At 53.2% G+C, this 14,819-nt stretch carries 13 protein-coding genes; 10 read left to right on the plus strand and 3 right to left on the minus strand.

The features are described from left to right. Positions 1-47 precede the first annotated feature (47 nt). On the minus strand, positions 48-1,250 hold the full coding sequence (gene ackA, locus Q3V30_RS06650; protein WP_306211567.1) for an acetate kinase: 1,203 nt from the start codon (positions 1,248-1,250) through the stop codon (positions 48-50). A 332-nt stretch (positions 1,251-1,582) separates the two neighbouring features. Here ackA and yfbV point away from each other — a divergent pair, with 332 nt between their 5' ends. The 4 genes from yfbV to Q3V30_RS06670 all read left to right on the plus strand — a co-directional run bounded on the left by yfbV (position 1,583) and on the right by Q3V30_RS06670 (position 5,266). Further along, positions 1,583-2,035, plus strand: a complete 453-nt coding sequence (gene yfbV, locus Q3V30_RS06655) for a terminus macrodomain insulation protein YfbV (protein ID WP_306211570.1) — start codon at positions 1,583-1,585, stop codon at positions 2,033-2,035. Positions 2,036-2,187: 152 nt separating this feature from the next. Continuing rightward, positions 2,188-2,682 carry a YfbU family protein gene (locus Q3V30_RS06660; protein ID WP_306213113.1) on the plus strand — a complete coding sequence of 165 codons (495 nt, stop codon included), beginning with the start codon at positions 2,188-2,190 and terminating at the stop codon, positions 2,680-2,682. Between the two features lie 14 nt (positions 2,683-2,696). Beyond that, positions 2,697-3,356, plus strand: a complete 660-nt coding sequence (locus tag Q3V30_RS06665) for a sugar phosphatase (RefSeq protein ID WP_306211572.1) — start codon at positions 2,697-2,699, stop codon at positions 3,354-3,356. A 77-nt stretch (positions 3,357-3,433) separates the two neighbouring features. Beyond that, on the plus strand, positions 3,434-5,266 hold the full coding sequence (locus Q3V30_RS06670) for an SLC13 family permease (protein ID WP_306211574.1): 1,833 nt from the start codon (positions 3,434-3,436) through the stop codon (positions 5,264-5,266). Between the two features lie 3 nt (positions 5,267-5,269). Here the strand turns inward: Q3V30_RS06670 and yfbR are convergent, their stop codons facing one another. Beyond that, positions 5,270-5,866: a 5'-deoxynucleotidase gene (gene yfbR, locus Q3V30_RS06675; protein ID WP_306211576.1), complete on the minus strand. Its 597-nt coding sequence runs from the start codon at positions 5,864-5,866 to the stop codon at positions 5,270-5,272. Positions 5,867-5,982: 116 nt separating this feature from the next. Further along, positions 5,983-7,197 carry a pyridoxal phosphate-dependent aminotransferase gene (locus Q3V30_RS06680; RefSeq protein ID WP_306211578.1) on the minus strand — a complete coding sequence of 405 codons (1,215 nt, stop codon included), beginning with the start codon at positions 7,195-7,197 and terminating at the stop codon, positions 5,983-5,985. A gap of 1,007 nt (positions 7,198-8,204) precedes the next feature. Between Q3V30_RS06680 and lrhA the strand changes: the two genes are divergently transcribed. From lrhA to nuoF, 6 genes are all read left to right on the plus strand, one after another. Continuing rightward, the gene (gene lrhA / locus Q3V30_RS06685; RefSeq protein ID WP_306211580.1) at positions 8,205-9,131 is read left to right on the plus strand and encodes a transcriptional regulator LrhA; all 927 of its coding nucleotides are present in this window, start codon (positions 8,205-8,207) and stop codon (positions 9,129-9,131) included. Between the two features lie 667 nt (positions 9,132-9,798). After that, complete coding sequence (locus tag Q3V30_RS06690) at positions 9,799-10,236, plus strand: NADH-quinone oxidoreductase subunit A (RefSeq protein WP_306211582.1); 438 nt, start codon at positions 9,799-9,801, stop codon at positions 10,234-10,236. Positions 10,237-10,251: 15 nt separating this feature from the next. After that, positions 10,252-10,926 (plus strand): NuoB/complex I 20 kDa subunit family protein, encoded by a 675-nt coding sequence (locus Q3V30_RS06695; protein WP_306211584.1) that lies wholly within the window; start codon positions 10,252-10,254, stop codon positions 10,924-10,926. Positions 10,927-11,105: 179 nt separating this feature from the next. Beyond that, positions 11,106-12,905 (plus strand): NADH-quinone oxidoreductase subunit C/D, encoded by a 1,800-nt coding sequence (gene nuoC / locus Q3V30_RS06700; RefSeq protein ID WP_306211586.1) that lies wholly within the window; start codon positions 11,106-11,108, stop codon positions 12,903-12,905. Positions 12,906-12,907: 2 nt separating this feature from the next. Beyond that, positions 12,908-13,423: an NADH-quinone oxidoreductase subunit NuoE gene (nuoE, locus tag Q3V30_RS06705; protein ID WP_306211588.1), complete on the plus strand. Its 516-nt coding sequence runs from the start codon at positions 12,908-12,910 to the stop codon at positions 13,421-13,423. Then, entirely contained in the window at positions 13,420-14,766 is a 1,347-nt protein-coding gene (gene nuoF, locus Q3V30_RS06710; RefSeq protein WP_306211589.1) for an NADH-quinone oxidoreductase subunit NuoF, read from the plus strand. The genes nuoE and nuoF overlap by 4 nt, the downstream gene beginning before the upstream one ends. The last annotated feature ends 53 nt before the right edge of the window (positions 14,767-14,819 follow it).

Here is a 14,819-nt window from a genome sequence, read left to right on the forward strand (position 1 = left end):
GATGTCAAAACAACTCCGCCAGCCTGAGCTGACGGAGAGGGAAGGGCTTAAGCAGTGAGACGGCTGGCGTCCTGGGCAATAACCAGCTCTTCATTGGTTGGGATAACCAGAGCCGGGCGAGTGCCTTCTTTATTGATAAAGCCCGATTTACCGAAGCGGGCCGCCAGGTTGCGCTCGTGATCCACTTCAAAGCCCAGCAGCGCCAGTCTGCCCAGGGAGAGTTCGCGAACCATCGCCGCATTTTCCCCGATGCCGCCGGTGAAGATCACCGCATCCAGCCGGCCGTCCATCAGCGCGGTGTAAGAACCGATATATTTTGCCAGGCGGTGGCAGTAAACGTCCATCGCGCGTTTGGCATCTTCTTTTGTGGTGTAGTTATCTTCCACATAGCGACAGTCACTGGTGACGCCGGTCAGACCCAACAGGCCAGACTCTTTAGTCAGCAGCTTGTTGATGGCATCCACGCTCATGCCCAGGGTGTCATGCAGGAAGAAGACCACCGCCGGGTCGATATCGCCTGAACGGGTGCCCATGACCAGACCTTCCAGCGGGGTCAGACCCATGGAGGTATCCACACAGACGCCGTTGCGGATAGCCGCTACGGAGCCGCCGTTGCCCAGGTGGCAGGTAATGATATTCAGCTCTTCCACCGGCTTGTTCAGTACTTTTGCCGCTTCGTGGGTTACATAGAAGTGGCTGGTACCGTGTGCGCCATAACGGCGCACGCCATGCTCGCGGTACAACGCGTAGGGCAGGGCGTAAAGGTAGGACTCTTCCGGCATTGTCTGATGGAAAGCAGTGTCGAAAACCGCCACATTCTTATCAGAAAGATGCGGGAAGTTTTTCATCGCTTCCTCAATCCCGATCAGGTGCGCAGGGTTGTGCAGCGGGGCAAAAGAGGAGGCGTCTTTGATGCCCTGAATGACATCCTGATCGATAACCACAGACTGGGTCAGCTTTTCACCGCCATGAACGATGCGATGACCAATTGCAGTGATTAATGCAGACAGCTCTGGTTTTTGTGCCAGAATAGTTTTAACGATGAAATTGAGGGCTTCGCTGTGCGCAGCGCCGGCACCTAATGCCTCTTCGTGTTTAGCCCCTTTCATTTTCCACTTGATACGCGCTTCAGGCAGGTGGAAACATTCGGCTAAACCGGAGAGGTATTCTTCGCCATTTGCCGGATCGATGATGGCGAACTTCAGGGAAGAACTGCCGCAGTTCAGAACCAAGACTAACTTACTCGACATGGAAGGTCCTATTGGTTAAAGGTGGCGAAATAAAACTCAACAGACTATCAGCGTAGCGCATGAAAGCTGGTACATTAATGATGAACGTCATGCTCAAGGCAAATTTTGTCTGAAAGCAAAAAAACTTGATAAATCTTACGTGATTTTTTGAATTGTTATCGGATGCTGAGGGTTCTGCATGCAGAGTGATAGCAACCCTGTAACAGCCCTTCAACAAACGCGCACAGGATAACCAGTGCGCCGCGTAAAGACAAAATATTTTGAAAGACATCATGTAAAGTTGTTGAGTTGTACGTTTTGTTTATTTTTTATCTCCGAAGTTGAGGTCAGCCATGGCTAATGAATCCGGCTCTGTCGGTTGGTTTAAACTGTTCCAGCGGGGACAGCATTATATGAAGACATGGCCTGTCGATAAGCGTCTGGCACCCATGTTCCCGGAGAATCGGGTCGCACGCGCTACGCGTTTTGCCATCCGGTTTATGCCGCCGCTGGCGGTGTTCGCCATGACCTGGCAAATTGCGCTGGGCGGGCAATTAGGCCCGGCGGTGGCTACGGCTCTGTTCGCCTGCAGCCTGCCAATGCAGGGGTTATGGTGGTTGGGCAAGCGTTCCATAACGCCACTGCCGCCCACGCTGCTGAACTGGTTCCATGAAGTGCGCGAAAAACTCCAGGCCGCTGGCCAGGCGATAGCGCCAGTGGAAGGAAAGCCGACCTATCAGTCCCTGGCCGACGTGCTTAAACGTGCCTTTAAGCAGCTGGACAAAACCTTCCTCGACGATCTTTAACTGCCCGGACCAGCTTTTCTCTGCTTTTACAGGGGAAAAACCCGGTCTGGATCAAAGAAGCCTCCGCTTGCCGTACCGCCCTTTAGCGGGTTATGCGATCCTCAGTCATCCCCTTCCCATTTGTTTTGCCCGGCGTGGCACAGGAGTGAATGATGGAAATGACCAATGCGCAGCGTTTGATCCTCTCTAATCAATACAAAATGATGACAATGCTCGATCCCGATAATGCGGAGCGCTATCGTCGTCAGCAAACCATTATTGAGCGCGGTTACGGCTTGCAAATGCGGGAGCTCGACCGCGAGTTCGGCGAACTGAACGAGGCGGTATGCCGCACAATTATCGACATCATGGAAATGCACCATGCGCTGCACGTGTCCTGGACAAATCTGAAAGATATCTCCTCGCTGGAGGAGCGTCGGCTGGCCTTTCTGGGCTTTGATGCGGCAACGGAAGCGCGTTACCTTGGCTACGTGCGGTTTATGGTGAATGTGGAAGGGCGCTATACCCATTTTGATTCCGGCACCCACGGGTTTAATGCGCAAACCCCGATGTGGGAAAAGTATCAACGCATGCTCACTGTGTGGCACACTTGTCCAAGGCAGTACCATTTGAGTGCGAATGAGATCGCGCAAATCATCAACGCCTGATAAGGAAAAGCGTAGTGAAGTGTAAAGGTTTTCTGTTTGATCTGGACGGCACGCTGGTGGATTCATTACCGGTGGTCGAACGCGCCTGGGTGAACTGGGCATCGCGGCACGGCATTGCGGCAGATGAAGTGCTGAACTTCATTCATGGCAAGCAGGCTATTACCTCACTGCGTCATTTTATGGCTGGAGCGTCGGAAGAGGCGATTCAGCAGGAGTTCTTTGCCCTCGAAAAAATCGAGGCTGAAGATACTGACGGCATCACCGCTCTGCCGGGCGCTCAGCAGCTTCTTGCTACGCTGACGGAGCTGGAGATCCCCTGGGCTATCGTGACTTCCGGTTCGATGCCGGTTGCTTCCGCCCGTCGCAAAGCGGCCGGGCTGCCTGAACCTGAAGAGTTTGTCACCGCAGAGCGTGTGCAGAATGGCAAACCGGAACCTGATGCTTACCTGCTTGGCGCGCAGCTGCTTGAGCTTGAGCCGGAAGAGTGCGTGGTGGTGGAGGATGCTGCCGCCGGTATTCTTTCTGGTCTTGCTGCAGGCTGCCATGTCATTGCCGTCAATGCACCTGCTGGTGCGACGAGGCTGGAAGATGTGGATATGCTGCTGACGTCGCTGGATGAGCTGATCATACACAAAAATCCAGACGGCACGATCGATGTGCACCGAAAACACTAAGAGATGATGTAACCCCGCTATAGCGGGGTTTTTTTTATGTGATGATCTCCTGGTGTTCCCTGTACAGAGACTCCGTCGTGAACAAAGAACTGATCTGGGTAGTTTCCCTTCTGCTGATCGCCATCGCGCTATTTATCTCCGGCAAGCTGCGTATGGATGTCGTTGCGCTGCTGGTGATTATTGCCTTTGTGCTCAGCGGCACGCTGACGCTGCAGGAGGCCACGCTCGGCTTCAGCGATCCCAACGTCATCCTGATAGCGGCACTTTTCATTATTGGAGAAGGGCTGGTAAGAACGGGCGTGGCGCTGAATATGGGCGACTGGCTGATCAAAATGGCGGGCAACAGCGAAAGCAGAATGCTGGTGCTGCTGATGCTTACCGTTGCCGGACTGGGAGCCGTGATGAGCTCAACCGGCGTGGTGGCCATTTTTATTCCTGTAGTGCTCAGCGTGGCGGCGAAGATGGGCAGCTCGCCGGGCAGGCTGATGATGCCGCTAAGCTTTGCCGGACTGATCAGCGGCATGATGACGCTGGTCGCCACGCCGCCCAATCTGATCATTAACAGCGAGCTGCAGCGGGAAGGGCTGAAAGGGTTTGGCTTTTTTGACGTGACGCCACTGGGCATTGTGGCGCTGCTGCTGGGCATTGGTTACATGCTGGTAGCCCGCTTCTGGCTGGTGACGCCGGGGCGGGAAGAGAGCAGTAAGCAGCAGTTGCGGCGAACCTTTCGAGATCTGATCCGGGACTACAAACTGAGTGGCAGAGCCAGGCGGCTTGGCCTGCGGGTGGGGTCACCTCTTATCGGGCAACGCCTGGACGATCTGCAACTACGCGAACGCTATGGCATCAACGTGGTAGGGCTGGAGCGCTGGCGTAAATTTCGCAGGGTAATGGTGCCGGTAACTGCTGAGACTACCTTCCGTGCGCGCGACGTTTTGCTGATCGATATGTCAGATTCTGGCATAGACCTGCGTGAATTTTGCAGCGAATGGCTGCTTGAGCCGATGATTTTACGCGGCGACTACTTCTCCGAGCGCGCCAGGGACGTCGGCATGGCAGAAGCCATTATTATTCCCGATTCAGCGCTGCTGGGGAAAACGCTGAGCGATATTGCCTTTCGCTCACGCCATGATGTCAGCGTAGTCGGCATCCGGCGGCGGGGCGAAGTGCTGGAGGGTAAGCTGACCGGGCAGCCGCTGGAGCTGGGCGATACGCTACTGGTGATCGGCGACTGGAAAAAGATACGGGCCATTCAGCAGCAAAAACGCGATCTTATCCTGTTGAGTTTACCGGCGGAAGTTGACGACGTCGCGCCAGCGGCCAGCCAGGCTCCTCATGCCATTTTTTGCCTGGCGTTGATGGTCGCTATGATGATGACAGAGGCTATTCCCAATCCCGTTGCCGCGCTGATCGCCTGCCTGCTGATGGGTAAATTCCGCTGTATAGATATGGAGAGCGCCTACCGTTCTGTTCACTGGCCTGGGTTGATACTGATCGTTGGGATGATGCCGTTTGCTCTCGCTTTGCAAAAAACGGGCGGCGTGGCGCTGATCGTAGCGGGTCTGATGGATGTGGCGGGCGGAAAAAGCCCGCACGTTATGCTGCTCTGCCTATTTATACTCTGTGCGACTATCGGCCTGTTCATCTCCAATACCGCTACGGCAGTGTTGATGGCGCCTGTGGGCGTGGCCGCTGCACAACAGATGGGGCTTTCGCCCTATCCGTTCACCATGATAGTGGCGGTGGCAGCTTCTGCTGCCTTTATGACGCCGGTATCCTCACCGGTGAACACCCTGGTGCTGGGACCTGGCGGATATCGGTTTGGCGATTTTATGAAAATCGGCGTGCCCTTTACCCTGATTATCATGGCGGTCAGCGTATTACTGGTACCGCTGCTTTTCCCGTTTTAAGGGTTAAAGCGACTCCTGGCTGATCTCATCCAGTGAGAGGCTGAAGCTGGGGACAAATACCTCAACAAAGTAATCCATCTCCGGGCTGTGGCGTTCGATCAGGGTTTTTTCCAGCCGCGCTTTTGCCAGCTGGAACTCATGGTTGCCTGCGGAAAGCTCTTCAAGGCATTTCAGATAGGCACAAAGCGCATCGGCCTGTTTGACGATCGCCTTTTCAACTTCGCTGTGCTGCTGCTCATCCAGCAGCGGCCGGTAGGCGTTACGCAACTCTTCCGGCAGCATCTCAATCAGCTTCTGCTGGGCAATTTTTTCAATTTTTTTATATTCATGCGCAATCTGCGCGTTGTAATACTTCACCGGCGTGGGTAGATCGCCGGTCAGCACTTCACTGGCATCGTGATACATCGCCATCAGCGCGATGCGTTCAGCATTCAGATTACCGTTAAACTTTTGATTTTTAATAACGGCAAGCGCGTGAGCGACCATCGCCACCTGTAAGCTGTGTTCGGAGACATTCTCGGTGCGGACATTGCGCATCAGCGGCCAGCGATTGATGAGCTTAAGACGGGAGAGATGGGCGAAAAAATGGCTCTGATTCATGGGATGCGGTTTCCTGTGGCAAGACTGCGGGGAACCAACAGAACGTTCCCCTTCGGCCAGTATAGCGCCATCCTTACCGCAGCGGCAGTGCAATAAGAGGGCGCCTTTGCTACCGCTTACTGACGATAACCTTCAAGGAAGCGGCCAAATTTGCCAATAGCCATCTCCAGCTCGTGCACGTGAGGCAGGGTGACAATACGGACATGATCCGGCTCAGGCCAGTTAAATGCCGTTCCCTGAACCAGCAGCACTTTTTCCTGTAACAGGAAGTCCAGCACCATTTTCTGGTCATCCTTCAGGTTGAATTTCTTCGCATCGATGCGGGGAAACATATAGAGCGCCCCGGCGGGCTTCACGCAGCTGACGCCCGGAATATCGTTGATCAGTTCCCACGCCCTGTTGCGTTGCTCATAGAGCCTGCCGCCCGGCACGATAAACTCGCTGATGCTCTGATAGCCGCCGAGCGCGGTCTGAATAGCATGCTGTGCAGGTACGTTGGCACACAGGCGCATAGAGGCCAGCATCTCCAGCCCCTCAATATAACCTTTAGCGTGCTTTTTCGGGCCGTTCAACACCATCCAACCCTGACGGAAACCCGCCACGCGATAGGTTTTTGATAAACCGTTGAAGGTAATGGTCAACAGATCGGGCGCAAGCGTAGCGATGGAGTGATGCTGAGCGGCGTCATACAAAATTTTGTCGTAAATTTCATCAGCAAAAATGATCAGATTATGCTGACGCGCCAGCTCTACAACTTCCAGCAGAAGTTCTTTACTGTAGACCGCACCCGTTGGGTTATTGGGGTTGATAATCACAATCCCCCGCGTGCGCGGCGTAATTTTACTGCGGATATCGTCCAGGTCGGGGAACCAGCCAGCCGACTCATCACAGAGATAGTGCACCGCATTGCCGCCGGAAAGCGAGACCGCTGCGGTCCACAGCGGATAATCGGGGGCAGGCACCAGCATTTCATCGCCGGTATTCAGCAGTGCCTGCATGGACTGCACGATCAGTTCGGATACGCCGTTGCCGATATAGACATCTTCAACCGTCATATCCCGCATGCCGCGAGCCTGATAGTGCTGCACAATCGCTTTACGGGCAGAATAGAGGCCTTTTGAATCGCAATAGCCCTGGGCACCCGGTAAATTACGGATCACATCGACCAGGATCTCATCAGGGGCTTCAAAACCAAACGGGGCTGGATTCCCTATATTCAGCTTGAGAACTTTATTCCCTTCTTCCTCAAGACGCTTTGCTTCTTTTAATACCGGGCCACGGATGTCATAACACACGTTATCCAGCTTGCCTGATTTTTCTATTGGATTCATTTCTCTCGCCTTAAACATACACAACTGCCTTCCTGCCATGGAAAACGACCTCGCACAATGTACTCTTCTCTTTGGCGCTTTTGAAGGGCATCTCAGGGCTTTGGAACGTTCCCGGAGGAAAACATGCCGGCCTGGCAGGAGAAAACGCAACGGCGCATCAGGCTGGAATAATATTCTTATATATGAATTAAAATCGATACATATAACTGTTAAGTGGGGTGATTCATCAACTCAACAGGCGCGGCTCAGGAGCGAAAAGGCTCTTTTCTGTAAGTATTTGGTAAAATTAGATGAATTGATGAACTTCGTAACTGTCAAAAATGTCTTAATTGAGTGATGATAAAGTGAGCTATTTGCGTTAGGGGCTGTTTGGGTGTGTACAGAGACCTGGTTTAACCGATTCAGGCCCAGACTGTACTGGAGCATGGGCCAGTGAAAAATTTTCACCGGCAAAGGCTTACTGGAGAGGCTTTAGCCAATAAAATGTTACTTTATTGATAAGAATAATAGGATTGGGGCTTAAAAAATAATCGACAGTATGTCAGGATAACATTCAGAGGAGCTTGCACCAGGCGTGCAGGTTTTTCAGGTGATATTAAGCTCGATTCTGTCACCGGTAAGCTTAAGTAGTGCTTATCATTATTCCGCTGCCCGTGCAGCGTTCTGGACGTTCATTTTTAGATGGTTGTTTTACATTAATAGCGCCGTTGCCTGAGTCTCTGTCAGGCTGGCGGAGTCAATTGACCATTTAAGCACCGCTTTCCGCTTCTTATGGGTTGGTGCTGTATTCATTGATGATGTATCAGACGGAACAAACTGTCTTCAGCTTCACCTGCGGCCTTGTGCCGGGGATATTCAGGCTGTTGAGGTTTCCATGTCTGCGAAGCAAAGTAATGCTGGACGCATTTCGTCAGGCATTATGCATTGATTACTACCATATCCCTTTGATATGAAAGGTAATAACACCAGGGTAGCTGTTCGTAAAAAACTTATAAAGTGAAGAAAACATGACTAGTGCAAATCGTCCGATCCTTAATCTTGACCTCGATCTGCTGAGAACATTTGTTGCTGTTGCCGATCTGAATACCTTTGCTGCTGCGGCAGCCGCGGTCTGCAGAACGCAGTCAGCTGTGAGCCAGCAGATGCAGCGTCTGGAACAATTGGTGGGCAAAGAGCTGTTTGCCAGACATGGACGTAACAAATTATTGACGGAGCATGGTATCCAGCTTCTGGGCTACGCCAGAAAAATACTGCGTTTTAATGATGAAGCCTGTACCTCTCTGATGTACAGCAACATTCAGGGTGTACTCACTATTGGTGCCTCTGACGATACGTCCGATACTATTCTGCCTTTCCTGCTGAACCGCGTTACGTCCGTTTATCCCAAGCTGGCTATTGACGTCAGAGTGAAGCGTAATCCGTTTATGATGGAGATGTTGAATCAGGGCGAAGTGGATCTTGTTGTTACCACCTCCAGTCCGATGAACTTCACCTGGCAGGTACTACGCACCTCACCAACGCTTTGGTATTGCGCCGCCGACTACATTTTCCAGCGCGGGGAAGCGATTCCTCTGGTGCTGCTGGATGAGCCGAGCCCTTATCGCGATATGGCCATTGACCACCTCAATGAGGCGGGTATTCCGTGGCGCATCTCTTATGTCGCTTCTACTCTTGCGGCGGTACGCGCAGCGGTGAAAGCGGGTCTGGGCGTTACTGCCCGACCAGTAGAGATGATGAGCCCTGAACTTCGTGTGATGGGTGCTGCAGAAGGCTTGCCTGTGCTGCCGGATACGGAATATCTGCTGTGCCGTAATCCTGAAAGCGACAACGAGCTGGCGCTGGCTATCTTTAATGCGATGGAATCGAGTAACGATCCTTATAATCTGATTACGGCCGGTCAGGACAGCGCTTCATTTAGTGATGAAGACGAATAGAAAAAATGGCTGCAGATATCTTTACCTGTTAATTTCTATTGATTAATCAGCAAAGTGTCTCTCAATAAAGCCTCTCAGTGCTTTTTCTCGCTGGGAGGCTTTTTTATAAGCTTTATCTCTGCTCTATGTCTCCTTTTTTATCCCCCGAAGTTTCTACCCCGTTTTAAAAGTAATCGTTAGTATTATTGGCGCTGCCTGCTCATCCAGCCTCGTTGATAAGCCATCATTGAATTGATTTTGCGCAGGTTAAACCGCTGAATTTTGCATCATAAAAGATAAAACTGTGTGCTGGATCAAAAAAATAGCCCCATTAAGGGGAAGGAAAAACGGCTGAATCCTGCGAAAATAGAGTTTGTTAAAACCGCGATCCATGCAGGGAAATACCCGCTACACTTTACCACGCAGCCCTGACTGACTCGATTTAGCTGAATAATTGCGCAATTAATGTTAAATAAATGCTGCGGGTGTAAATTAATGTGTGGATACTTTTGTCAAAGTTGACAGAAGGTTATAGAAAGGAGTAAAAAACCACATAAAATCGCTGCCTAATCAAAAAAGTCAGCAAAGTTTATAAGGTTTTTTATTTTTTCCCTTGAATCGATGGGGTGGGTTAACTGCCGGAACAGAGCAGAACACCTTTTACCCCTTGTTGAGTTAAGCAGAGCGTATGTCAACTACTTCCGACGTTATGGCCCATAACTGGGCTTTTGCTGTATTCCTGATCGTCGCTATCGGCCTTTGTTGTGCAATGCTGGCTGGAGCATGGTTTTTAGGCGGTAAAGCCCGTGGCAGGTATACCAACACGCCTTTTGAGTCCGGTGCGCCCTCAGTAGGCACTACCCACCTTCGCATGTCTGCCAAGTTCTACCTGGTGGCCATGTTCTTCGTCATCTTCGACGTTGAAGCCCTCTATTTATACGCGTGGTCGACAGCAATCCGTGAAAGCGGCTGGGTCGGTTTCGTGGAAGCCGCAATTTTCATTTTGGTACTGCTTGCTGGTTTGGTTTACCTGGTGCGTATTCGCGCGCTGGACTGGGCGCCTGCACCTCGTCGTGTGGTCGTCAAGCCAACTACTATCTCGCATTCCAACCGTCATACGCAGTAAAAGCGAGGCTTAAAGATGGACTACACGCTCACCCGCGCGGACCCGAACGGCGAGAATGACCGTTACCCATTACAGAAACAGGAGATCGTGACCGATCCCCTGGAAAAGCACGTTCACCAGAGCGTCTATATGGGCAAGCTGGAACACGCCCTGCATGACATGGTGAACTGGGGACGTAAAAACTCATTGTGGCCGTTTAACTTCGGCCTTTCATGCTGTTACGTTGAGATGACCACCTCATTCACCTCGGTGCATGACGTAGCACGATTTGGTTCGGAAGTTATCCGTGCCTCGCCGCGTCAGGCTGATTTCATGGTGGTTGCCGGTACGCCTTTCACCAAGATGGCTCCGGTTATTCAGCGTCTGTATGACCAGATGCTGGAGCCGAAGTGGGTGATCTCAATGGGTGCCTGCGCCAACTCTGGTGGCATGTATGACATCTACTCTGTGGTTCAGGGCGTGGATAAATTCCTGCCTGTCGACGTCTATATTCCGGGCTGCCCCCCGCGCCCTGAAGCCTATATGCAGGCACTGCTGCTGCTGCAGGAGTCGATCGGTAAAGAACGTCGCCCCCTCTCCTGGGTAGTAGGCGATCAGGGTGTTTACCGCGCCAACATGCAGTCAGAGCGTGAAAGAAAGCAGGGTGAACGCATTGCCGTCACTAATCTGCGTTCGCCTGACGAAATTTAACCGCTACCCCCCGCTGACGCTGCCTGTCGCCTCTGACTTAAGGGCCGCGTCATAAGAACCAGGTAGAGCAGTTTATGGATGTGGCCTGACTTGCAGCGCATAAAAATCACAACACGCGCACGGCCCATCCTGACGCCAATACTGAGTGCCTGTCAGCAGGCCCACAGGGTGAACAACTTATGACAGATTTAACCACGCAAGATCTCGCTCAGCCTGAATGGCAAACCCACGATCACCTGGACGACCCGGTGATCGGCGAGCTGCGTAACCGTTTTGGGCCTGATGCCTTTACCGTGCAACCAACCCGTACCGGCGTGCCGGTAGTGTGGGTTAAGCGTGAGCAGCTGTTGGAAATCACTGAGTTCCTGCGCAAGCTGCCGAAACCTTACGTGATGCTGTATGACCTTCACGGGATGGATGAGCGTTTGCGTACTCACCGCGCCGGTTTGCCGGCGGCGGATTTTTCCGTTTTCTATCATTTCCTCTCTATTGAACGTAACCGCGACATCATGCTCAAGGTGGCGCTGTCTGAAAAAGACCTGCATCTGCCGACCCTCACCAAAATTTTCGCTAATGCCAACTGGTATGAGCGCGAAACCTGGGAAATGTTTGGCATCACCTTTGATGGGCACCCGCACCTGACGCGCATCATGATGCCGCAGGACTGGGAAGGGCACCCGCTGCGTAAGGATTATCCTGCGCGCGCCACGGAGTTCGATCCGTTTCAGCTGACGAAGCAGACGGAAGACCTGGCGATGGAGCAGATGACCTTTAAGCCGGAAGAGTGGGGTATGAAGCGTGGCACCGCCAATGAGGACTTTATGTTCCTCAACCTCGGTCCTAACCACCCTTCGGCGCACGGGGCTTTCCGTATCATCCTGCAGCTGGATGGCGAAGAGATTGTCGACTGCGTGCCGGATATCGGTTATCACCATCGTGGCGCAGAGAAGATGGGCGAGCGCCAGTCCTGGCACAGCTACATTCCTTACACCGATCGCGTCGAATACCTCGGCGGTTGCGTCAATGAGATGCCCTATGTGCTGGCTGTTGAAAAGCTGGCCGGGATCAAAGTGCCGGAGCGCGTTGACGTCATCCGCGTGATGCTTTCAGAGCTGTTCCGCATAAACAGCCACTTGCTCTATATTTCTACCTTTATTCAGGACGTTGGGGCGATGTCTCCGGTGTTCTTTGCCTTTACCGATCGCCAGAAAATTTACGACGTGGTGGAAGCTATCACCGGGTTCCGTATGCATCCGGCCTGGTTCCGCATCGGCGGCGTGGCGCATGATTTGCCGAAAGGTTGGGATGGCCTGCTGCGTGACTTCCTCAACTGGATGCCAAAACGTCTTAAATCCTACGAACAAACTGCTCTGAAAAACTCGGTGCTGATTGGCCGTGCGAAAGGCGTCTCGGCTTACAACCTGGAAGAGGCGCTGGCCTGGGGAACCACCGGCGCAGGTCTGCGTGCTACGGGTCTGGACTTTGACGTGCGTAAATGGCGTCCTTACTCCGGCTACGAGAATTTCGATTTTGAAGTGCCAATCGGCGATGGCGTCAGCTGTGCCTACACCCGTGTGATGCTGAAGATGGAAGAGATGCGCCAGAGCCTGCGTATTCTTGAACAGTGCCTCAACAACATGCCGGAAGGGCCGTTTAAAGCGGATCACCCGCTGACCACGCCGCCGCCGAAAGAGCGCACGCTGCAGCATATCGAAACCCTGATTACGCACTTCCTGCAGGTTTCGTGGGGCCCGGTAATGCCGGCGAACGAATCCTTCCAGATGATTGAAGCGACTAAAGGGATCAACAGCTACTACCTGACCAGTGACGGCAGCACCATGAGCTACCGCACCCGCGTGCGTACGCCAAGCTTCCCGCACCTGCAGCAGATCCCGTCAGTGATCAACGGCAGCCTGGTATCCGATCTGATCGTATACCTCGGTAGTATCGATTTTGTTATGTCAGACGTGGACCGCTAATTATGCACGATCAAAGAATTGCGATCGAAACGATCGAAGATAACGAGGCCTTTGTTCTGAGTGCTTTTGAGCACGATGCCATTGAACATGAAAAGCACCATTACGAAGATGCCCGGGCCGCCTCTATTGAAGCACTGAAAATCGTGCAGAAGCAGCGTGGCTGGGTGCCGGATGGAGCGATCAATGCCATTGCTGAGGTGCTGGGCATCCCCGCCAGCGACGTGGAAGGCGTGGCAACGTTTTACAGCCAGATCTTCCGTCAGCCGGTTGGCCGTCATGTGATCCGCTACTGTGACAGCGTGGTTTGTCATATTACCGGCTTCCAGGGCATTCAGGCTGCGCTTGAAGATAACCTGAACATCAAGCCAGGCCAGACTACCGCAGATGGCCGCTTCACGCTGCTGCCGACCTGCTGCCTGGGCAACTGTGACAAAGGGCCGACAATGATGGTGGATGAAGATACCCACGTCCACCTGACGCCGGAAAATATCGCCAATCTGCTGGAGCAGTATCAATGACATTCAAACAGATCATTCGTACTGCGGAGATGCATCCGCTGACATGGCGTATGCGCGATGACAAGCAGCCGGTATTTTTCGACGAATATCGCAGTACAAACGGCTACGCCGGTGCAGAAAAAGCGCTGAAAACGATGTCACAGGATGAGATCGTGGCGGCGGTGAAGGACTCAGGACTGAAAGGGCGCGGCGGCGCAGGCTTCTCCACGGGACTGAAGTGGAGCCTGATGCCGAAAGATGAGTCGATGAACATCCGTTATCTGCTGTGTAACGCTGATGAGATGGAGCCGGGCACCTATAAAGACCGCCTGCTGATGGAGCAGATGCCGCATCAGCTGGTGGAAGGAATGCTGATCAGCGCCTTTGCGCTGAAAGCCTACCGCGGCTACATCTTCCTGCGTGGTGAGTACATTGAAGCCGCTGTGAATCTTCGTCGGGCGATTGCGGAGGCAACTGAAGCGGGTTATCTCGGGAAAAATATTCTCGGCACCGGTTTTGACTTTGAACTGATCGTTCACACCGGCGCGGGTCGCTACATTTGCGGTGAAGAGACGGCGCTGATCAACTCGCTGGAAGGGCGTCGTGCTAACCCACGCTCCAAGCCGCCATTCCCTGCTTCAGCAGGCGCATGGGGCAAGCCCACCTGCGTGAATAATGTGGAAACCCTCTCTAACGTGCCCGCTATCCTCGCCAATGGCGTGGAGTGGTACAAGGGGATTTCCGGCAGCGACGATACCGGCACCAAAATGATGGGCTTCTCTGGCCGGGTGAAAAACCCAGGCGTCTGGGAGCTGCCGTTTGGTACCACCGCGCGTGAAATCCTTGAAGATTATGCGGGCGGCATGCGCGATGGCCTGAAATTTAAAGCCTGGCAGCCGGGCGGCGCGGGAACGGATTTCCTGACCGATGCCCATCTCGACCTGCCGATGGAGTTTGCCAGCATAGGCAAAGCGGGCAGCCGTCTGGGCACGGCGCTGGCGATGGCAGTTGACCATGAAATCAACATGGTGTCGCTGGTACGTAACCTGGAAGAGTTTTTTGCCCGTGAATCCTGCGGCTGGTGTACGCCATGCCGCGACGGCCTGCCGTGGAGCGTAAAAATCCTCCGCGCGCTGGAGCGCAAAGAGGGCCAGCCGGGGGATATCGAAACCCTGCTGCAACTCTGCCGCCAGCTCGGCCCGGGCAAAACCTTCTGTGCGCATGCGCCAGGTGCAGTAGAGCCACTGCAAAGCGCAATTAAATATTTCCGCGAAGAGTTTGAGGCAGGTATTGCGACTCAGGTCTTCAGCAATGCGCACGCCATTGCCGGTATCCAGTCAAACCTGTTAAAGGCTCGCTGGTAAACGCTGAATTGATTAACGCCCGTCTCTGACGGGCCTTACGGAAGCATGTTCAC

Origin of the sequence: Erwinia pyri, from assembly GCF_030758455.1 — a bacterium.
Lineage (GTDB): Bacteria > Pseudomonadota > Gammaproteobacteria > Enterobacterales > Enterobacteriaceae > Erwinia > Erwinia pyri.